Below are 20330 nucleotides of genomic sequence, written 5' to 3' on the forward strand. Positions count from 1 at the left end.
TGCGTCCGAGGTGCTACGATGCATGTCATTTGATGAGCAGAAGAAAGGTTCAGCATGTCTTCCCAACATGTCGCATATGATTTTGGTCGACCGATTGACCGCCGCCACGACGCTCGCAGCTATTCGCAAAAGTGGAGCTGTGCCGAGTCTCTTGCCAAGCGGCTTGGCGTCAAAGAGATTACCGATAACCATATCGCTCTCTTTACGGCAGATATGGACCTGCGCTGTGCGCAGCCCATCCTCGACGCCCTACATGCTACCGTCGACCATGGCATTTTTGGCTATTCCACCCTCGATGGCTGCAGTGCATACACGGATGCCATCCGCGGCTGGTTTGCGCGCCATGACAGGTGGGACGTTGACTGCGATCTTATGTCGCTCAGCGCGGGCACCGTCAAGGCGCTTGACGTTTGCGTCCGGGCGTTCACAAAGCCTGGCGATGGGATTATTATCCAGCGTCCGGTCTACCCGCCGTTCATGCACGTTGTCGAGGACAACGACCGCATGATTTTGAACAACCAGCTCATTCGCCATACTGCCAAGGATCCTGAGGGCGACCTTTACTACTCTATCGATTTCGACAATCTGGAGGAGCTCGCCGCGCGTCCCGAAGCAAAGATGTTTATCCTTTGCAACCCGCATAATCCGGTCGGCCGCGTGTGGTCTGTCGAAGAACTCGAGCGCATGGCCCAGATCTGCATGAAGCACGATGTGCTGATTGTTGCCGACGAAATTCATGGCGACCTAGTGTGTGAGGGCATAACGATGCATCACATGGCGCAGGTGGCGCCTGAGGCTCGCGTGATAACCTGCACGGCGGTGAATAAGACATTCAACCTTGCCGGCCTTGCTGCAACCAATGTGTTTTTTAGCAATGCACAGGACAAGGCATGTTTTGAGAAGATTCGCGGCTTTGTTGAGCCGAACCCCTTTGCCATCAGTGCGGTAATCGCGGCCTACAACGAGGGCGACGACTGGTATGAGCAGGTAAAAGCTTATATCGAGGCCAACTTTGATACCGTGATCGCATACTTTGCCGACCATCTTCCCGACGTTGGCGTGCGTCGTCCCGAGGGCACCTATATCCTGTGGTTCGATTTTGAGGCCCGCTGCCGCAAACTTGGTATCGATGGCACCGAGCTACACCGTCGCATCTACGACGAAGCCCAAGTGCTACTGCAGGATGGAAGCAATTTTGATCCCGACGGTGGTGAGTTCTTCCAGCGCATGTGCGTTCCCACGCCGCGTACCATGCTGCTCGATGCTTGCGAGCGCATTGCGCGCGTGCTTGCGGAGTAACTTTTTCTTCCGTCTCGCGTGCCTCTCGTGAAGATATGGACGCGAGGCGGGGGAGCGGCTACTATATAACAACAGCGCCGTGCGCGCTCGATGGGTTCGGATGACGATATGTTCCGAATCTGGTCAGGTCCGGGAGGAAGCAGCCATAAGGAGCCTCTGACGGGCATCCGGATCCATCGAGCGCGCACGGCTTTTTTCATGCCGAGAGACCCTTTTCGCAGCGGCATAAGGTGCATCTTTCTTTACCGCCTGTTTACCTAATTGTTCTATCATGACCTCGTGAACCATCGCGCAAGTCCGCAGCGCTGTTGGTGTTTGCTGCTTGCCGCATGTCGGCGGGCCATGTTGTCGTGAAACGAAAGGGAAGCGCTGCGCATGCTTGAGCTGCTTAGACGTTATTCCGGGCCGTATCGAAAGTACTTTGTCGTTGGCCCTGCCTGCAAGTTGATCGAAGTCTTGTTCGATCTGTTCACACCTCTTGTCATCGCCCGCATGATCGATCGCGGCGTGGGCGCGCGCGACGTTCACGCTGTGGCCATGTACGGTTTGCTGCTGGTTGCAATGGCTGCCTTGGGCATTCTGTTCACGCTTGTATGCCAGAAGATGGCTGCCCTCGCATCGCAGGGTATGGGAACGGTGATTCGCGGAGAGCTTTACGAGCATATCAACGAACTCTCCTACGCCGAGCTCGATCGCTTTGGCACCCCGTCGCTTATCACGCGTATTACCAACGACGTTAACCAAGTGCAGCTTGCCGTGGCCTTGGGCGTGCGCCAACTGATTCGCTGGCCGTTTTTGGCTATTGGCTCCATGGTTGCCGCGCTGCTTATCGACGTGAAACTCGGGCTTATCTTCCTTGTTTCGACGCCGCTCATTGGTATTGTCTTTTGGGTTGTGATGGCGCGTTGCGTGCCGTATTTCAAGCAGATGCAGCAAAAGCTCGACCGCATTGCGCTTATCTGTCGTGAAGGGCTTTCGGGCGCGCGCGTGGTACGAGCTTTTGTACGCGAGGAGCACGAACGAAAGCGTTTTCATGAGGCCGCTGCCGATCAAACACAGACGGCGATTACCGTGGGGCGCCTGTCCTCGACGCTTAACCCCGTGACGTTTTTGGTGATGAATCTTGCTGTTTGCGCCATCCTGTGGGCTGGCGGTGTCCAGGTGAACGTGGGCAACCTCTCGCAGGGCCAGGTTATCGCCTTTGTGAACTATATGACGCAGACGTTGCTCTCCATCGTGTATGTTGCGAACCTCGTGGTGGTCTTCACCAAAGCGAGCGCTTCGGCTTCCCGCGTCAATGAGGTGCTCCATGCGCGCCCGAGCATTACCGATGCGGGCAATGGGTTGGTGGAGCTGCCCTGCGCATCCGAGGCGGCGGGCATGCTGGCTCTGGAATTCGAGCAGGCGTCATTTGCTTTTGGTGAGGGCGCTGCTGCCGCCGTGGACGGCGTGACGCTTGGCCTGCCGATCGGCGTGACGCTTGGCATTATCGGCGGTACGGGCTCAGGCAAGTCGACCATGGTCTCGCTTGCGCCGCGTCTATACGACACCACTTCGGGCACTGTGCGCGTAATGGGCAAGGATGTACGCGCATGGCTGCTTGAGCAATTGCGCCATGTGGTGGGCATTGTTCCGCAGCGCGCTTCGCTTGTTACGGGGACCATTCGCTCCAATTTGCAGTGGCGAGATGCCAAGGCTTCGGATGAGGGTCTATGGCAGGCGCTCGAGGTGGCGCAGGCAGCCGAGTTTGTGCGCAAGCTGCCTCAAGGGCTCGATAGTCCGGTGGAGGCGGGCGGCAAGAACTTCTCGGGTGGTCAGCGCCAGCGTCTGACCATCGCTCGCGCCCTTGTGGGCAACCCGCTCATTCTTATCATGGACGATTCCGCTTCGGCGCTTGATTTTAAGACCGATGCTGCCTTGCGCCGTGCGGTGAAGCGTCGCAGCGAAGAAGGGCGTGCGAGCGGAGGGCTGCCGCTCACAACGGTTATCGTTTCACAGCGTGTTTCCACGGTGCGTGGCGCCGACATGATCTGCGTGCTGAGTCACGGCGCCGTGGCGGGCTTGGGTACGCATGACGAGCTGTTTGAAACCTGTGAACTCTATCGCGAGATCTGCCTCTCGCAGTTCAAGCGCGACGAGTCCGCATCCGTAAAGGGGGTGTGTTAGATGAATCCTTACGCATCTACCGGTTCGGTCGCGACGGTGACCGCGAGCGTTTCGGGCAACGACAATCTCAATGATCTGGGAGGGCCCAAGCGCAACGTCCCTCCCATGCCGGCGGGCAAGGTTACGCGTCGCTTGCTTTCCTACGTGCGCCCTCACATGGCGTCGTTTATCATCTCGTTTGTATCGGCGGCCATCTCCGTGACGCTGCAGCTCTATACGCCTATCCTGATCGGCCAGGGTATCGACTGCATCGTAGACGCGGGCAAGGTGGACTTTGCCACGCTCGCCCCAATCATCGTCAAGCTTGCCATTGTGGTGGTGCTTGCCGCTGTTTTCCAGTGGATCCAGGGTTATTGCGTAAACCGCCTTTCCTACGAAACGGTGCGCGACATGCGTATGGAAGCGTCCGATAAGCTTTCGCGCATGTCCCTTTCGTTTATCGATTCCCATGCGCACGGCGACCTTATCAGCCGTGTGGTAAACGATGTTGATCAAGTGGGCGACGGCTTGCTCCAAGGTTTCACCCAGCTGTTTACCGGCGTGGTGACTATCGTGGGCACCCTGGTGTTTATGCTATCCATCTCGGTTCCCATGGCCATTGTGGTGGTGCTTGTGACACCGCTGTCCATTTTTGCGGCAGGGCTCATTGCCAAGCTGTCTAACAAGAGCTTTGCGGCTCAGCAAAGCATTCAAGGACAGCTTGGCGGGCATATCGAGGAATACGTGGGCGAGCAAAAGCTGGTGGACGCGTTTGCCTATGGCTCGCATGCCAAACAGCGCTTTGATGAGCTTAACGAGCGGCTGTATATGGCAGGCGAACATGCGCAGTTTATGAGTTCGCTTTCGAACCCTGGGACGCGTTTTATCAACAACATCATCTATGCAGTGGTGGCGGTAATTGGTTGCGCGGGCGTTATCACCGGCGTGCCGGCGCGGCTGACGGTGGGCCAGGTTCAGACATTTTTGAGCTATGCGAACCAGTACACGAAGCCATTCAACGAAGTGACGAGTGTCATTACGCAGATCCAGACGGCGTATGCCTCCGCGCGTCGTGTGTTTTCGCTGCTTGATGCTGGCGAGGAGACACCGGATGCTGCCGATGCCGCAGAGCTTGTGGAGCCGCGCGGCGAAGTCCAACTCAAGCATGTTGACTTTTCCTACGTACCCGACCGCAAGCTCTTGCAGGACATTTGCATCGATGCCCAGCCTGGACGTCGCTTTGCCTTGGTCGGTCCTACGGGATGCGGCAAGACGACCCTTATCAACTTGTTGTTGCGCTTTTACGATATCGATGCTGGAGAGATTGATGTAGATGGCCGCTCTTCGCGCGAGTATACACGCGCGAGCCTGCGTCGCAGCTTTGGCATGGTCTTGCAGGATAGCTGGCTATTTGAGGGGACGGTACACGAGAACATCGCGTACGGTCGTGCGGATGCCACACGCGAGCAAGTGGTCGAGGCGGCTCGTCGAGCGCATGCCGACAAGTTTATTCGCCAGCTGCCGCAGGGCTACGACACCATGATTGGCGAGGACGGCGGGACTTTTAGCCAAGGTCAAAAGCAGCTTTTGTGCATTGCCCGCGTGATGCTCACCAATCCGGCGATTCTCTTGCTGGATGAGGCGACCTCGAGCATTGATACCCGCACCGAGCTGCAGGTTCAGGAGGCATTTGACGAGCTCATGACCGGGCGCACCAGCTTTGTGGTCGCGCATCGTTTGAGTACCATACGCAACGCGGACTGCATCCTCGTCATGCGAGATGGTCAGATTATCGAACGTGGCACGCATGAGGAACTGCTTGCCGCCAATGGATTCTACGCCGGCCTGTATAACAGCCAGTGGGCTGTGGAGGAGTAAGGGGCTTGATCGAGCTGAGTTGCTTGGCTGTCTGAATGTTGGGTACAACCTAGCAGGTCAACCAAAGCTGGCATCAACGTTTGGGGAAGAGTATGAACATTGCTTTGATCACTAATAGCAAGAGCGGCAATACGGCGCAGCTGGCACAGGCGTTGCGCGAGGCATTTGCCGTATCGGACGTACAGCTTGTCTGCGATGTCGAGCTTCCCGATGCACCCGATACCGCCCAACTTGAAGACGTTGCTGGTCAGGCGCTTTTAGCCGATGCTGTCTGCGTTGGTTTTTGGTGCGATAAGGGCTCTTGTACCGAGGGCGTGGCCAAGCTGCTTGAGCGCATGGACGGAAAGCGCGTCTTCCTTTTTGGTACCTGTGGTTTTGGCGGGAGCCAAGAGTACTTTGATCAGATTATTGAGCGTGTAAAGGAGCACCTGCCGCAGACGGCGGAGCTTGCGGGCGCGTTTATGTGCCAAGGCAAGATGGGCTCTGGCGTTCGCGCACGCTACGAGGCCATGCTTGCGAAGAACCCGACCGATGCTCGGGCACAGGCGCTCATCGACAACTTCGATTTGGCTTTGGCGCATCCTGACGCCGAGGATCTTAAGGCCGCTGCGTCTTTAGCTGCTCGGGCTCTGAATCTCTAACGCGGCAAGCATCATTTCTTTCTAGGAGGCTCCCCTTTTGGCTGGATTCAAAAGGGGAGCTTTCTATTGTGACGAAAACTTGTTCAAATAATCATGTACAAGTAGACGCCCATCTCGGCTACTATAGAGCTAGTTCGTATGGTTAGTTTGACGCTGGGACACTCTGGCGCCGCACTAGAAAGGAATGTGCACCATGCTCGTTAACCTTCGTGACATCACCGCTATTGCAGAGCAGAACAACATGGCCATTGGCGCCTTTAACTCGCCGAGCCTTGAGTCTGCTCGTGCTGCAATCGATACGGCCGAGAAGCTGGGTTATCCCGTCATCATCGATCATGCTCAGGGTCACGAGGAGATCACCCCGCTCGACGTCATGGGCCCGGTGCTGATTGCTCTTGCCGAGCGCTCCACTGCTCCTGTCTGCGTGCACCTCGATCACTGCGAGGACCTGTCCTATATGCGTCGCGCGCTGGAGATGGGCTTTAACGGTGCCATGTTCGACGGCTCTTTCCTGCCGTACGAGCGCAACTGCGAGCTCGGTCACCGCGCTGCCGAAATGTGCCACAGCTTTGACTGCGGTCTTGAGTGCGAGCTCGGCTCGATGGGTAGTCGCGAGGCCGGTGCAAAGGTCGAGGGCGGCACTGCCGAGGAAGCAGGCGCCATCTACACCGACCCCGATCAGGCCAATGAGTTTATCGCGGCAACCGGCTGTGACATCCTGGCTGTCTCGTTTGGTACGGTCCACGGCCTGTACAAGGGCGAGCCGCACCTTTGCTTTGATGTGCTGAATCAGATCCGCGAGCGCACCCTCACCCCGCTTGTCATGCACGGCGGTTCGGGTGTTTCCGACGAGGATTACGCTAAGGCCATCGATGCCGGCATCCGCAAGATCAACTACTTCACCTACGGCTCCAAGGCCGCTGGCGAGGCAGTGACTGCCGATCTCAAGAACGAGGAGGTCCCGTACTATCACAAGATGACGATGACCGCCTACGATGCGTTCTGCAAGGATTATGAGCACGTCATGAAGGTCTTCGCCAACGGCGCCAAGCCCATCGCGTAATCATCTGCTCTAAAGATCAAACTCGAGAGGCGACAGCCCCCTTCCATCCCGTCGCCTCCCCTCTACCAAAAGTGCCCGGCGCAGTTTAGACCGCGCCGGGCACACTCTTTTTTAATCCCCGTATCCGGAACCGCCGAAACAGACGTCGGGCATAGCGGCTAGTGGCTTCTGGTGGGATGAGGCCGGGGCCCTTTCGCTCGAGACAAGTTCCGCACAAATGAGAAAAGAGCCAGTGGCGCTTTTCTCATTTGGAGGACTGTTTGCAGGCTCGAGCAAAAGGGTCCCGGCCGACCATTTGGGGCCGAATCCTTACTTGATCTTAGTGGTGCCCGGCGCCAGGTTCGGGTCCGTCTCGTTTGCGGCGTCCTGATAATGCTTGGTGTAGATGTCCTTGCCATCGCCAAACATCATGTAGTACTGCATTGCATGGTAATCGGAGCGTGCTTTCTCGCAGGCCGCAGCGATGGTGTCGTTATATGCCTCGTCGCTCTTTGAGCTGGAGAGCAGCCAGCGATCCTGCGAATCCTCGTAGCCCACGGAGTTCAGGGCGGGCAGAGACTGGCGCAGCGTGAGGTGGGCCTTCTGGTAGTCGGTGAGGGGCGCGCCGATAAGCTTCATGAGCTCAGAGCTCAAGTAGTTGGAAGAAAGGTCTTCCTCTTGGCTCGTCTGGGAATTGCCCGCTACGTCGTAGTTGGCCCAAATAATGTAACTGGTCTGCCACAGGCGTTCCTGGTGCGTGGCGTCGTCCTCGTTGGTGAACCAGCGGTCGTTATACGTATCGGGGAAGAACGGCTGATGGTCGCCCCAGAACACCACGACAACCTTGCGGTCGAGCTTGCTCAGCTTATTGAGGAAGTACTTAAGTGCCTCGTCGGACTGCTGAATGAGCGAGACATACTCGTTGACGTTTGAGTTGTACTCGCCGTCGATGTTCAGGTTCATCTGCTTGTCATAGGGAATGAGGCCGGTGTCATAACCGGAGTGGTTTTGCATGGTCACGTCAAAGATGAACTGCGGGTTACTGTTGGTGTCCAGCAGCTCAAGAATCTTGTCGTACGTGGCCTTGTCGGTCACCATGCCGCGCAGCGTCTCGGCATTCTGGAAGTCGTTGATGGTGAGGAATTGGTCAAAGCCAAAGTCCTTATAGACGTTCTCGCGGTTCCAGTTGGTGCCATGGTTGGGGTGCATGGCGGTGGTGTAGTAGCCAAGCGACTTGAACTGCGCAGCGAGGTTCTCGGTGTCGGTGAGGTCGTATGTGGTGTACGGATACACGCCGCTGCCCAGATAAGCCATGGAGTTGCCCGTCAGGAACTCGAACTCGGTGTTGGCGGTGCCGCCGCCATAGGCGGAGACGTAGAGGCGCCCGCGCGAGAGGCAGTTGTCGATGCTCTTAAAGTACGTGGGGCCCTGATAGTCGGCATGCATGTTCTGGTAGATGGAGAGGTCCGAGAAGGTCTCGTTCATGACGGCGATGACCGTGGGCTTTTCTTCATCAAACTGCTTCGTGGCCTCAAGCCGCGTCGAAGAGGAACCGCCCGTCTGGTTGTTGCCGTCATACTCCTTTGCGTACTCGGAGATGAGCTTTTTTGCGCCAGAGACCGTGTAGTCCTCGGGTTTGGAAGGCTTGATGGTCTGAGCACCAGAGATGAACGAGGGTAGGAAGCCCTGGCGGTAATAGCTCTCAAGCGGGCGCCAGGGGTACACCTGAATATAGAGGGTGTGGTAGTAGTCGAGCAGCGTAGTGTGTGCAGCAATGCCGCCCAGGCAGACGATGGCAATCAGCAGGTTGAGTACCAGGCCGCGCCAGGAACCTTTCTGGCGTTTGGGCGCAACCTGTGCCGCGAGGGTGCAAATCTGGATAGCGATAACCGTAAAGGCAAGGCTCAGCATGCAAAAGCTGGTGATCGTGTATGTGAAGCCCGTGCCAGCAACGGCGGCGGCGGTGGAGAGGGCCGTCAAATCGTCGGGGGAGATGGGCATGGACTTAAACAGGATGACAAAGTACTCGGCAAGACCCAGGACATAGAGGGCAACAGCAAGCACGACGGCACCGCCGCAGCGACGCTGGAACAGGAAGAAAAGTCCCAGCATGGCGAATGCGATGAGCGCCCACTCGAGCAGCAAGCACAGGGGGTACATCCAGGTGAGGTCGTGGTTGGAAGAGAATTCGAGCCCCAGCGTGGCAAAGACGCCGGCAAGAAGGAGCATGATCGAGGCGCCAAGCAGCGGATGGGCAAACTTCCCCTCTGCACCAAGGAGCGCCCGCAGACGCTCGAGTACGCAATCGCGGTGGATATTGAAATAGACGCAGCCGCACAGGAGTGCGTGCGCAACAATCGCTACGACAACCGCCATGGGGTCTGCACAGTCCACGAGGCCGATGGCAGACCAGACAGTGAAGAACAGCTGGATCAGCAGGATGAGGCCGCAGCGGACAAAGAGCGTGCGGCTCGGCGTGTTTCCCGTGCTTTTGCAAGCCTTGAGGTGCTTGAGCACGAGCAGTACCGTGCCTGCGGCGCCAACGAGCGAAACGAGGGCAGCGAACATATGGTGGGGCTCCTTTGCGAATTATCTGGCGTATACACGGACGTGGAAGCCCGTGCCTATGCTTCGCGTTTTGCAAGCAACCATAGTACCGTGGGAATGTTGAGATTTCGTATTGATGCACGAAAACGGCCCTATTTGTGGAATTTCGCCACGAAGTCAACAGAGGGTTACCTTGAAAAAAGTGGGCAATTCCAATGACGGTGCAAGCTAAGTGACATATCGGTTTTCTCTGAGGCGCGTCGCGAGGGCTTTCCTTTCGATTTTCGGCCACGTTCGGCGGTTCTCCGCCGTTTCTCATGCGTCGCGTGGCATGATGGAGCAACGCGAATAGAAGGGATTCAACTCATGGCAGACGAGCTAACCATCGATACCATTCCCGCAGCGTATGCAGATGATGCCACGCTTGGGCTCATCGATGCGCGTTCTTCGACTCGTTCTTTTACCGAGGGTGTCGATATCACCGATGAACAGCGTGCTGCGATTTTGCATGCAGCAAGCCGTGCGCCCTCTGCGGGCGCCATGATGATGTATTCCATCATCGACGTGCGTTCTCAAAAGACGCGCGATCGCCTCGCGGTTCTGTGCGACAACCAGCCTATGATCGCAAAGGCGCCTTGGGCATTGGTGTTTGTTGTCGACTACGCTAAGTGGATCGACCTGTTTGAACATGCGGGCTGCTTTACACCCGAGTTTGCAAAGCGCACGGGTAAGAGCCCGCGCGTCGCGCCTGGTTTGGGCGAGTTTGCCATCGCGGCACAGGACGCCGTGATCGCGGCTCAGAATGCAACCATCGCGGCAGAGGCCGTGGGGCTTGGCAGCTGCTATATCGGCGACATCGTTGAATGCCAGGAAGAAGTGCGCAAGCTGCTTGACCTTCCGGCCTACACCGTGCCGCTTTCGATGCTCATTATCGGCGAGCCCAAAAAACGCCGCCCTGCAACACCGCATCCCGTCTGCAACTTGGTGATGCGCGAGCGCTACCAGCGCGCCGACGCGTCAGTTCTCGATAAGCAGATTGCCGAGATGGACGCGATGTTTCGCCCGCATGCCACCGAGCCTGCCTCGCGCGTGCACGATATCTATACGCGTAAGCACACGAGCGATTTTATGGTCGAAATGTGCCGTTCGATGCAGCTATGGCTCGACAACTGGCAGGGTAAATAACAAACCGTCGCGCGAAAACGAAGAAAGGACATCTACATGATCAACCATTTTTGCAAGACTCCGCTTTGGGAGTGCAACGACAAGCTCGTGCGCGTAGCGCAGGGCCAGGAGCCGGCAGACCTTGTGATTCGTCATGCCAACTTGGTGAGCGTAACCACACACGAGATTTTGGAAGACACCGATATCGCCGTGTCCTGTGGACGCATCGCCTATTTGGGCATAGGCGAGTACACCGCGGAGCATTGCATTGGTGAGAACACGACGGTGGTGGACGCTACGGGCAAGTACGTAGCTCCGGGCTATATCGATTCTCACATCCATGTCGAGTCGGCCATGATCGGCTGCGCCGAGTACGCCAAGGTTGTGGTTCCGCGCGGTACCACTGCGATCTTTGCCGATCCGCACGAATGCTGCAACGTTGTGGGGCTCGATGGCGTGCGCGTGATGTTCGACGACGCCAAGCGCGCCCCGCTCAAAGCGATGCTCACCACGCCTTCGTGCGTGCCCGCCGTGACCGGTTTTGACGACAGTGGCGCTTACGTGGATGCGGCGCAGGTTGCCGAGACCATGAAGTGGGATGACGTTGTGGGCCTGGGCGAGATGATGAACTTCCCCGGCATCCTGGGAGGCGAGGAGAATGCCCAGCATGAGGTGGGTGAGACCCTCAAGGCCGGCAAGTGCGTGACGGGCCACTACTCCATTTCAGAAACCGACCGCGGTCTCAACGCATACATCGCTTCGGGCGTTCGCGCTTGCCATGAGTGCATTACGTCCGACGATGTGATGGCCAAGCTGCGCATGGGCATGTACGTGCAGGCGCGCTATGGCTCGGCATGGCTTTCGCTTCCCAACTATCTCCCGCAGGTGCTTGAGAGCGGCGTCGACACGCGTTTGATTATCCTGTGCACCGACGACAACCATCCCAACACGCTTGTTAGCGAGGGCGGCATGGACCGCGCTCTGCGTGCCGTACTCGAGTGCGGATGCGATCCTGTGACAGCTTTGCAGTTTGCGACCATCAACGCCGCACAGTGCCTGGGTGTGGACCAGGATATGGGCTCTATCACCCCGGGCAAGTGCGCCGACATGGTGGTCCTGCCCAATCTGGAGACCTTCATTCCCGAGCAAGTTTATATCGACGGCGACTTGGTGGCTCAAGACGGGAAGGCCACGTTCGACCACGACCTCTTTGAGTGGCCCGAGTTTATGACGCACACCATGAACGTTGGCCGCACCTTTACCGCTGCGGACTTCGAGATCCCCGTGGACCGTCCCGACGGTATGTGTCGCGTGCGCGCCATCGGCGGTGTAGGTGGCTCGACCATTACCGAGGATGCGGTGATCGAGGTTCCCGTTGTGGACGGAAAGCTACAGGCAAACCCCGCGATCGATGCGCTCAAGATGGCCGTGTTCGATCGCCATCATGGCGCCGAGGGAACTCATTCCTTTGGCTTCTGCACGGGCTTTGGCGTCCACGGTGCGCTGGCACAGACCGTTGCGCACGACTCCCACAACCTGCTTGTTGTGGGTGATAACGACGAGGATATGGCGCTTGCGGCTCAGACGCTCGTGGAGTGCGGTGGCGGCGAGGTCGCGGTTCAGGACGGTCGCGTGCTCGCTTTGGTGGAGCTGCCGGTTTGCGGCCTCATGAGTGACAAGCATGTCGAGGAGGTTGCCCAGGAGGTAGCCGCTATCGAGCAGGCTTGGGCCGATATGGGTTGCAAGATGCCCTCGCCCTTTATGACCATGGGCATCCTCTCGCTGCCTTGCGTGCCGGTGCTTCGCCTTACCAATCGCGGTTATGTGAACTGCCTCACCTTCCAGTTCGAGGACCTGCTCATCGAGGACTAACCTTCCCCATGTGACAAAAGTCCACGGGTTTGTTTTGTCATATTATTGGTCGGGCCTGATTGGGCCAAAAAAATGCCCCGCATCTCATGGGAGGTGCGGGGCATATTCGGTGCGCATGGGAATGCGTCGAGCTAAACGAACGGCGGGGGCGCGAAACTAGGGGCGCTCGTCTGGGGCGATGCGCTGCATCTTGTCAACGCTCTTGAACTTGGTGAACAGCGGCACATATTCGAACGTGACGTTGGAGTTCTCCAGGCCGTACCAGCGCGCCGGATTGCCGGCGGCGCGGCGAATGAGGTACTTGAGAACGATGGCCGTGCGCTCGGTGCTGTCCACATCGGATTCGGGTGCAAGGAGCTTTCGCAGCATGATGAACTGGAACGAACCGATGGGGCTCGGCTTCTTGTAGACCGAATACTCGTGGGTCTGGTCGGGCAGCTCGCCAGATGCGGAGAGGTCGGAGACCACCTGGCGCAGATAGGCGTTCACGCGCTGGTTGACCTTATAACCCAAGAACAGGTGCACGCGGAAGACGTAGTCGGTGCCAAAGGTCTCAACGGAATAGGCGAACGTATGGGGTTCGTCCATGGTCTCGACGTTGATGAACCAGTAGGCGCGAGCACGCTTGGGGTGCTTGTCGAGAATCGAGTAGATCACGTCGCGATCGATGTAATCGGTGTTGCTGTCCTTGGTAAGGTAGACGATGTTGTCGCTCATCAGCTCGTAGGTCTCGTCGTTGCGCAGGCGATCGAGCTGCGGCAGATAGGTGCGCAGCGGCAGGAGGGTTGCCTGGCGGCGCTCGACGGCGGTGCCGTTGAACCAGCTCACCATGATGCCCATGATCAGCGCTGCCATCAAAATGGTGAAGTAGCCGCCGTGGAAGAACTTGGTGAGCGAGGAGCCAAAGAAGAAGCCCTCGAGTGCCAGGAAGAACACGATAAAGACCCAGGGGAAGACCTTGATCTTGCGGTCGTTATGCAGGTAGAAGAAGAGCAACAGCGTAGTGCACATCATGGTGATGGTGATGGCCAGGCCGTATGCCGCTTCCATGTGAGCGGAGGACTGGAAAAGCAAGACCACGATGACGCAGCCCACGAGCATGACGTTGTTCACCATGGGGATGTAGAGCTGGCCCTTGGTCTCTGCCGGGTAGAAGACCTGCATGTGCGGCATGAGGTCCAGGCGGCTGGCCTCGGATACCAGTGAGAACGCGCCGGTGATAAGTGCCTGCGAGGCGATGATGGCAGCAAGCGTGGAGAGGATTACGGCAAACGGGCGAACGTTGCTGTTGAGCATCTCAAAGAACGGGTTGAGGTCATGGATACCCACAAGCGAGGGGTTGCTGGCGTTGGCAAGCAACCAAGCTCCCTGACCAAGGTAGGAAAGCAGCAGGCAGACCTTAACGAACGGCCAGGTGGCGTAGATGTTTCCGCGACCCACATGGCCCATGTCGGAATAGAGGGCCTCGGCGCCGGTGGTGGCAAGGAAGCAGCTGCCCAAGATCATGATGCCCGCGTGGTTGTTGGGCGAGAGCAAGAACGAGATGCCTTCAAACGGGTTGAACGCAAGCAAAACGATGGGGTTGCCCAGGACAAAGAACAGGCCGGTGCCGCCCAGGAACAGGAACCACAGGGTCATGATGGGGCCAAAGGCGCGGCCGATCTTGGCGGTGCCCACATGCTGAATCAAGAACAGCGCGATGATGATTGCAAGCGTGATGATGACCACGTTGGTCTGCGCCGGACCGATGATCGACTTCATGGCAGGGATGGTTCGCAGGCCCTCGACAGCGGTGGTGACGGTCACCGCGGGGGTGAGGATACCATCGGCCAAAAGCGCAGCGCCGCCCAGCATGGCGGGGATGATGAGCCACTTGCCAAAGCGGCGTACCAGGCTGTAGAGAGCGAAGATGCCGCCTTCTCCGTGGTTGTCGGCCTTCATGCAAATCAGCACATACTTAATGGTGGTAAGCAGCGTGACCGTCCAGATCACAAGCGAAAGGGCGCCCAGGATAAATTCCTGGTTCACCGAGGTGATGCCACCGTTGCCGGCAACGAGTGCCTTGGTGACGTACATCGGCGACGTTCCGATGTCGCCGTACACCACGCCGAGCGTGACGAGCATGGCAGAGAGGCTGATAGGGATTGCGTGCGCATCAGTGTTGCTCACGGTTGCGGATTGAGCCTTTTTGCTCATGTCGCGTTTTCCTCCTTTTACCATCTCAGCCGCCTTGCCAGGTAGATATCCCGATGGAGGCGGCTGTTGGAAAACGGGTGATTGCCTAATCCTCAGAAGTATAGCCATGCACGCGATTCTGTGCGCGACAATTTGCGAAAATCGCCCGCTCAGCTGAGAGGTTGGGCCACAAGGACACTCGATTTGTAGAGAATCGCGCCCCTGTGACCCGTTGCATTACTCTGCGCGTTGGTTGCGTCCGTGGTCGCGCTCGTGTTCGCGTAGCTCCGCCTGACGTGCGCTGATGGCGGCGTCGTTCATACCAGCCAGGCGCATGGCGTCCTCGATGCGGTAGCGTTTGACGATATAGCAGTGATGGATGCGCTTGTTGCGCGCAAAGTCCTCGGGGATGGTTTGCTCGGTGATGTCGGTGAGCACCACGCCGGCTCGTGCCAGGGCTTCTGTATCCGGTTTGAACGTGCGGAGATTGCATGAGAAGATGGCCTCTCCCTCGCGTGTGAGGAGGCGCGAGATACCCACGATAAGGTCCACATGATCGCGCTGTACGTCCCAGGTGCGACGGCCCATCTTCGAGGAATTGGAGAACGTGGGCGGATCGCAAAAGATCAGGTCCCAGCGGTTGTCGGTCTGGCGCTGGTAGCGAATCCATGCCAGCACGTCATCGCGTACGAAGTAATGGTTGGAGCCGGTAAAGCCGTTTTGGCGCATGTTACGCTCGGCCCAGTCCAGATAGGTGTTGGAAAGGTCGACCGTAACGGTTTCTTCCACGCCTGCGTCAGCGGCGTAGCAGGTGGCGGTGCCGGTGTAGGCAAACAGGTTGAGGAACCAGCGCGCCTTCTTGGCATGCTCTCGCACCAGGCCTCGCGTAACGCGGTGGTCTAGGAAGATGCCGGTATCGAGATAATCGTCAAAGTTGACCGTAAAGGCGAGGCCGCCTTCTTGGATATTGGGAAGAGTCGGGTCGTTGAGCATGTCGCGCTTGGGTGCGCTTGCGCCCTTGCCGCCCTTCTTGTCGCGTGGCCCCTGGGCATACTGCGAGCCGCCGCGCGAGCGTGTGCGCGCACGGGTGGCAACATGGTTGGCCGGAACATCGAGCACGGCAGGGGCGATGGCGAGGATATCCATCATGCGTGCTTGGGCGAGCTCGGGGTCGACGCTTTTGGGGGCAGCGTACTCGGCCACGACGAGCCAGCGGCCAGGTGTATCCGGCGCACCTTCATAGAGGTCGATGGCTGCGGCGTAGTCGGGAAGATCGGCGTCGTAGACGCGATAGCAGGTGACGCCCTCGCGCGCGGCCCAGCGCCGACGCTGCTTTGCCACCTTGCGCAAGCGGGCGGCAAACTGGTCGGACTCGGGGATGAGCATGGGGATGCGCACGCCGTCGCCCACCTTGACGGTCGCCTGGTCCGCATCGGCCTCTTCGGTCTGTCCGCGCGTGGCGGGATCGAAGTACATGAGCGAGGCGTCTTCGTTGTTGGGCTTGATGGCGAGCGTGCGGGCGGGAGCAAGGCCCAGGCTGCGGCAAACGATCGTGTCGCGTGCGAGCACCACGCAAGGTAGGTGCTCTAGCAGCTCATCGCGCGTGACGTTGTCGAGCAGTTTGAGGGCGCGGGAGGTATCGGTTGGGGCGATGTCGGTGGTGTCGGCCACGACCATGCCTCGGGCGGGAAGCGGTGCGCGGCGGATTCCGAGCTTTGCCACGATTTTCTGTGCGTTGGGAGGCATGGCGGCTACGTATTGGGAGAGACCGGCGGCAGCGAGGACGCGCTGTGTGGCCGAGACGGCGGCGGCATCTACATCGGTGGCGATAATGCGGCAGCGGCGCTCATTTGCGCGTTCGGCGCGACCGTCGGCTTCATCCAGAAGCGCGTCCCAGGTTTGCTCGTCATGCAGGCGCCAGCCCATAAAGCCCCAGTGTTCACGCAGGAGGCCCGGAGCGCGGTCGAGAAGCTGCTGAGTCGCCTCGAGCACCAGGCCGCCGCCCGCGCAGCAGGCATCAACAAAGACGAGCGGTCCTGTGCCCTCGGCGTCCTCATCTTTTGCGGGGGTCTCGGCGCACAACAGGGACCATCCTCCCTGCGCGAGGGCAAGGGCGGCGTAGTCGGGACGAAGCACATGATGGGCGGCATCGCCGTGGGTTGCCTCGCGGGGGAGGCGGCGGAACAGCGCGTCTCCCGAGAGGTCGAGATGCAGGCTTGCGCGGTCGTTGCGAATGGAAAGGGCGATGCGCGCGTCGGGGTTTTCGGTATCGACGTTAGGACGCGCGCCGGTTGCCTCAAGCATGTGGTCGCAGATGGCGTCTTTCACGCGCAGAGCGCTAAAGCGGGTGTTTCGCAGGTTGTCGTTGGTGCCACGAGCGGTGACGGCGATGGTGGCGCCTTCGGCCAGGATCTCCTCCCAAGCGACTTCGCGCGTGCCGGCGTAGAGGGCGTCGGCATCGCGAGCGTCAAAGCGGTCGATGACCACCAGGATGCGGCTCGCCAGACGCGACCACAGGCAGACGCGCTCACCGTCGATGACCTGGCCCGTAAACGAAACACGACCTTTGAGTTTACGCACCTGTGCTAGGCCGAGGGCATTGAGCTCATCGGCAAGGGCGTCCTCGAAACCGGTGGGACAGCTGGCAAAGAATTCCATGGCATGTGCCTTTCGCAATCAGTGTGTTCCGGCACATTATCGCATGGATGACCGGCGGGATAGGCCGGTGCGTAAAGGCTGCACCGCAGTCCTCTCATATGAAATAGGGCCGCCGATTGCTCGGCTATCTTATAAAAAAGTCAATTTCTATAAGATAGAGCAGATTATTACGTTGCTATTTTATAAAAATGGCAATTTCTATAAAATAGAACCAGAAAGTGCTCCTCTAAAAGTGAGAAATGGCGATTTGTATGACATACGAGTCTCTTTCCAAACTTTTTTACAAAGATTCGTCGAGCGATAGGTTCGAAAGAAATGCCGTGCTCGCAAAAGCTCGTAGGCAAGCAGATTCATCTTTTCTTTTGGGAATGAAGAACGAGAACGGTGAAGAGCTCTTCTTTTCGATGCCACGAGAGCTGGCCGTTCTGAGCGAGGCCGTTTTGTGTCGCGAACGCGAGATATCAGATTCGCTCTCCACGCTGCCGGGCATTGCCCGTTCGGCTCTGGTGAGAAATCTCGTGATTTCAGAGGTGGTTAGCACCAATCAGCTCGAGGGCATTCATAGCACACGGAAGCAGATCAACGATTTACTCGAAGGTGCTGACAGCCCTTCTGAACCTGCTGCACAAAAGCGATTTCGGGAGCTTGCGAAACTCTATATGGGCTTAAGCGACCCCCGTGGTTTTTCACGTCCGGAGGCCCCGGAGGATATCAGGCTGATTTATGACCGGGTGATGGACGGGGAGAATCTCGGGGGCGATGCTCCCGATGGAAGGCTTTTCCGAAAAAATGCCGTTGAGGTTATTGGCGCTGGTGGGAAGGTGCTTCATGAGGGCTTGATGCCCGAGGAGGCTATCGTTGGGGCCCTCTCGTCGATGCTATCGCTGGTTAACTCTCCTGACGTCCCAGGACTCATGGCCGCAATCGCCGCTCATTATATTTTCGAATATGTTCATCCCTTTTACGATGGAAATGGGAGGACGGGGCGCTATCTTCTTGCTCTGCATCTGAGCCGTCCCCTGTCCCAGTTAACAGCGCTTTCGCTTTCGCGAGCTATCGCAGATAGCAAGGCTGCATATTATCGAGCTTTCAAAGATGCCGAAAACCCGCTCAATCATGGGGAAATCACCACTTTTATGATCTGCATGATGGAGTACCTCTCCTCTGCTCAGGTGGCACTTCTTGATGATTTGGGGTCGAACGCCGGACGATTGCGCGAGGCGGAGATTGCGCTTCGAAAGGTGGAGGAAGAGCGCGATTTGACTTCCAAACAGGTCGATGTCCTTTTCGTTCTTGTTCAAAGCAGCCTGTTTGCAGCGTTCCCAGATGTTTCGCTTGCCGATCTCGCATTGGCGGTGGGGCTTACTCGGCAAGGGGCGCGACCACACGTCAAAGAGCTTGAAAAGCTTGGTCTTGTTGTTGCGACGTCTCAGAAGCCTTTGCGTTTTGCACTTGCGGAGGAAGCGAGAAGGTTGCTGAGCCTTTCTTAGCAGAGGATTTTCAGCGTCAATCGCCCTTACGATTGCAGACACTTGCATGCGGGCATAAGAGTTCTACATAGCAAGCTCTATGCGAGGAGGTTGGCGCGTATGGATAAGACGGCGTTTTTTACGATGACGAGTGGCCTGTATGTGGTAAGTGCCGCGGCCGGCGATTGCAAGGCGGGCTGCGTGGTCAACACGGCGGTGCAGGTGACGTCCAGCCCTGCGCGCATTTCGGTTGCGGTGAATAAGGAGAACTTCACCGCAGGAGTGATCGCCGATGCCGGCGCCTTTGCCGTGACGGTTATCGATCAGACGGCGGACATGATTTACATCGGCAACTTTGGTTTCCGTACCTCGGCGAACTTCGATAAGTTCGAACGCTATGAGGAGCGCCAGACTGCTCTTGGTGCGCCTTATGTGCCCGAGCATGCGACGGCGCTGTTCTCGTGCCGTTTGGTGGAAACTCTCGACGTGGGCACGCATCTGCTTTTTATTGGCGAGATTGAGGATGCGCAGAGGCTTTCCGACGAAGCTCCGCTTACCTATGACTACTATCACAAAGTCCTTAAAGGAAAGACACCGCCCAAGGCGTCCTCGTATGTGGAGTAGGGATTGCGCCAACATGGCGTAAGCAACATCGGCCCGCACGCCGTCAAAGCGTGCGGGCCGATGCCGTTATCGCAGGGGTTCTTGGTGCAGCGCGCTATGCGAACACGATGTCGCCGGTCTCGGGGTCCATGCTGTCGACGATGGCGAGGGACTCTACCTGGTAGCCGCGCTCGCGAAGCTCTTTGCCGCCGGGCTGGAAGCCTTTTTCGATGGCGATGCCGATACCCTCGACGACAACGCCGGCCTCGTCGCAAATCTCCAGAAGACCGTTGAGGGCGCAGCCCATGGCCAGAAAGTCGTCGATGATGATGACATGCTCACCGGGGTTGAGGAAACGCTTGGCAACAATAACGTTGTAAACGCGATTCTTGGTGAAGCTCCTAATCTCCGTGCGGTACTGCTCGCCATCGAGGTTCGTGGACTCGGTCTTGCGTGCAAAGACCACAGGCACGCTGCCAAAATGCTGGGAGGCAACGCAGGCGATGCCGATGCCGGACGTCTCGATCGTCAAGATCTTGTCGATGCGCTTGCCCTCAAACAGGCGTGCCCACTCAGCACCCATCTGGTCGTACAGGGACACATCGCACTGATGGTTGAGGAAGTTGTCGACTTTGAGGACATTGCCCTCACGAACGATGCCGTCCTTGCGAATGCGGTCTTCGAGCTCCTTCATGTATGTCCTCCAGATGGTGAGTGCACGGAAACAGTTGCTCACCATATTGCCACGTCTGGGGCGCTATACGGACCTGCAGGGTGTTCATTCACCTACACGCCATGAAGCAACGGCGTGGGCCGGCCAAAGCAAGCCAGTATGAA

At 57.9% G+C, this 20330-nt stretch carries 13 protein-coding genes and 1 other RNA gene; 10 read left to right on the forward strand and 4 right to left on the reverse strand.

Annotation, left to right across the window (positions count from 1 at the left end):
• Positions 1-54: 54 nt before the first annotated feature.
• The 6 genes from HF320_RS00535 to HF320_RS00560 all read left to right on the forward strand — a co-directional run bounded on the left by HF320_RS00535 (position 55) and on the right by HF320_RS00560 (position 7026).
• On the forward strand, positions 55-1299 hold the full coding sequence (locus tag HF320_RS00535) for a MalY/PatB family protein (RefSeq protein ID WP_169276611.1): 1245 nt from the start codon (positions 55-57) through the stop codon (positions 1297-1299).
• 87 nt (positions 1300-1386) lie between these two features.
• Positions 1387-1482: signal recognition particle sRNA small type (gene ffs / locus HF320_RS00540), an RNA gene on the forward strand.
• 192 nt (positions 1483-1674) lie between these two features.
• Positions 1675-3465 carry an ABC transporter ATP-binding protein gene (locus HF320_RS00545; protein WP_169276612.1) on the forward strand — a complete coding sequence of 597 codons (1791 nt, stop codon included), beginning with the start codon at positions 1675-1677 and terminating at the stop codon, positions 3463-3465.
• Entirely contained in the window at positions 3466-5322 is a 1857-nt protein-coding gene (locus HF320_RS00550; RefSeq protein ID WP_169276613.1) for an ABC transporter ATP-binding protein, read from the forward strand.
• A gap of 92 nt (positions 5323-5414) precedes the next feature.
• Positions 5415-5963, forward strand: coding sequence for a flavodoxin family protein BilS (gene bilS / locus HF320_RS00555; protein WP_169276614.1), 549 nt, complete (start codon positions 5415-5417; stop codon positions 5961-5963).
• 193 nt (positions 5964-6156) lie between these two features.
• Positions 6157-7026, forward strand: a complete 870-nt coding sequence (locus tag HF320_RS00560) for a class II fructose-bisphosphate aldolase (RefSeq protein ID WP_169276615.1) — start codon at positions 6157-6159, stop codon at positions 7024-7026.
• Positions 7027-7335: 309 nt separating this feature from the next.
• Here the strand turns inward: HF320_RS00560 and HF320_RS00565 are convergent, their stop codons facing one another.
• Positions 7336-9573 (reverse strand): LTA synthase family protein, encoded by a 2238-nt coding sequence (locus HF320_RS00565; RefSeq protein ID WP_169276616.1) that lies wholly within the window; start codon positions 9571-9573, stop codon positions 7336-7338.
• A gap of 345 nt (positions 9574-9918) precedes the next feature.
• Here HF320_RS00565 and HF320_RS00570 point away from each other — a divergent pair, with 345 nt between their 5' ends.
• Entirely contained in the window at positions 9919-10737 is an 819-nt protein-coding gene (locus HF320_RS00570; protein ID WP_169276617.1) for a nitroreductase family protein, read from the forward strand.
• A 36-nt stretch (positions 10738-10773) separates the two neighbouring features.
• Positions 10774-12588, forward strand: a complete 1815-nt coding sequence (locus tag HF320_RS00575; protein WP_169276618.1) for an adenine deaminase — start codon at positions 10774-10776, stop codon at positions 12586-12588.
• Between the two features lie 156 nt (positions 12589-12744).
• Here HF320_RS00575 and HF320_RS00580 read toward each other — a convergent pair whose 3' ends face one another.
• Both HF320_RS00580 and rlmKL read right to left on the reverse strand, forming a co-directional pair.
• Positions 12745-14784, reverse strand: a complete 2040-nt coding sequence (locus tag HF320_RS00580) for a KUP/HAK/KT family potassium transporter (RefSeq protein WP_211158899.1) — start codon at positions 14782-14784, stop codon at positions 12745-12747.
• Positions 14785-15000: 216 nt separating this feature from the next.
• Positions 15001-17421 (reverse strand): bifunctional 23S rRNA (guanine(2069)-N(7))-methyltransferase RlmK/23S rRNA (guanine(2445)-N(2))-methyltransferase RlmL, encoded by a 2421-nt coding sequence (gene rlmKL / locus HF320_RS00585; protein ID WP_169276620.1) that lies wholly within the window; start codon positions 17419-17421, stop codon positions 15001-15003.
• A 251-nt stretch (positions 17422-17672) separates the two neighbouring features.
• Between rlmKL and HF320_RS00590 the strand changes: the two genes are divergently transcribed.
• Both HF320_RS00590 and HF320_RS00595 read left to right on the forward strand, forming a co-directional pair.
• Positions 17673-18911, forward strand: a complete 1239-nt coding sequence (locus HF320_RS00590) for a Fic family protein (protein ID WP_169276621.1) — start codon at positions 17673-17675, stop codon at positions 18909-18911.
• A 99-nt stretch (positions 18912-19010) separates the two neighbouring features.
• On the forward strand, positions 19011-19514 hold the full coding sequence (locus tag HF320_RS00595; RefSeq protein WP_169276622.1) for a flavin reductase family protein: 504 nt from the start codon (positions 19011-19013) through the stop codon (positions 19512-19514).
• Between the two features lie 94 nt (positions 19515-19608).
• On the opposite strand, the gene HF320_RS00600 is transcribed toward HF320_RS00595, so the two are convergent.
• Positions 19609-20187 carry a xanthine phosphoribosyltransferase gene (locus tag HF320_RS00600; protein ID WP_169276623.1) on the reverse strand — a complete coding sequence of 193 codons (579 nt, stop codon included), beginning with the start codon at positions 20185-20187 and terminating at the stop codon, positions 19609-19611.
• Positions 20188-20330 lie beyond the last annotated feature (143 nt).

It is taken from the genome of Collinsella acetigenes (genome assembly GCF_012844445.1).
Classification (GTDB): domain Bacteria; phylum Actinomycetota; class Coriobacteriia; order Coriobacteriales; family Coriobacteriaceae; genus Collinsella; species Collinsella acetigenes.

What these genes read in the sequence shown, in the direction of transcription:
- HF320_RS00535 (WP_169276611.1), top strand. Translation starts at nt 55, where the DNA reads ATGTCTTCCCAACATGTCGCATATGATTTTGGTCGACCGATTGACCGC.
- HF320_RS00545 (WP_169276612.1), top strand. Translation starts at nt 1,675, where the DNA reads ATGCTTGAGCTGCTTAGACGTTATTCCGGGCCGTATCGAAAGTACTTT.
- HF320_RS00550 (WP_169276613.1), top strand. Translation starts at nt 3,466, where the DNA reads ATGAATCCTTACGCATCTACCGGTTCGGTCGCGACGGTGACCGCGAGC.
- bilS (WP_169276614.1), top strand. Translation starts at nt 5,415, where the DNA reads ATGAACATTGCTTTGATCACTAATAGCAAGAGCGGCAATACGGCGCAG.
- HF320_RS00560 (WP_169276615.1), top strand. Translation starts at nt 6,157, where the DNA reads ATGCTCGTTAACCTTCGTGACATCACCGCTATTGCAGAGCAGAACAAC.
- HF320_RS00565 (WP_169276616.1), bottom strand. Translation starts at nt 9,573, where the DNA reads ATGTTCGCTGCCCTCGTTTCGCTCGTTGGCGCCGCAGGCACGGTACTG.
- HF320_RS00570 (WP_169276617.1), top strand. Translation starts at nt 9,919, where the DNA reads ATGGCAGACGAGCTAACCATCGATACCATTCCCGCAGCGTATGCAGAT.
- HF320_RS00575 (WP_169276618.1), top strand. Translation starts at nt 10,774, where the DNA reads ATGATCAACCATTTTTGCAAGACTCCGCTTTGGGAGTGCAACGACAAG.
- HF320_RS00580 (WP_211158899.1), bottom strand. Translation starts at nt 14,784, where the DNA reads ATGAGCAAAAAGGCTCAATCCGCAACCGTGAGCAACACTGATGCGCAC.
- rlmKL (WP_169276620.1), bottom strand. Translation starts at nt 17,421, where the DNA reads ATGGAATTCTTTGCCAGCTGTCCCACCGGTTTCGAGGACGCCCTTGCC.
- HF320_RS00590 (WP_169276621.1), top strand. Translation starts at nt 17,673, where the DNA reads ATGACATACGAGTCTCTTTCCAAACTTTTTTACAAAGATTCGTCGAGC.
- HF320_RS00595 (WP_169276622.1), top strand. Translation starts at nt 19,011, where the DNA reads ATGGATAAGACGGCGTTTTTTACGATGACGAGTGGCCTGTATGTGGTA.
- HF320_RS00600 (WP_169276623.1), bottom strand. Translation starts at nt 20,187, where the DNA reads ATGAAGGAGCTCGAAGACCGCATTCGCAAGGACGGCATCGTTCGTGAG.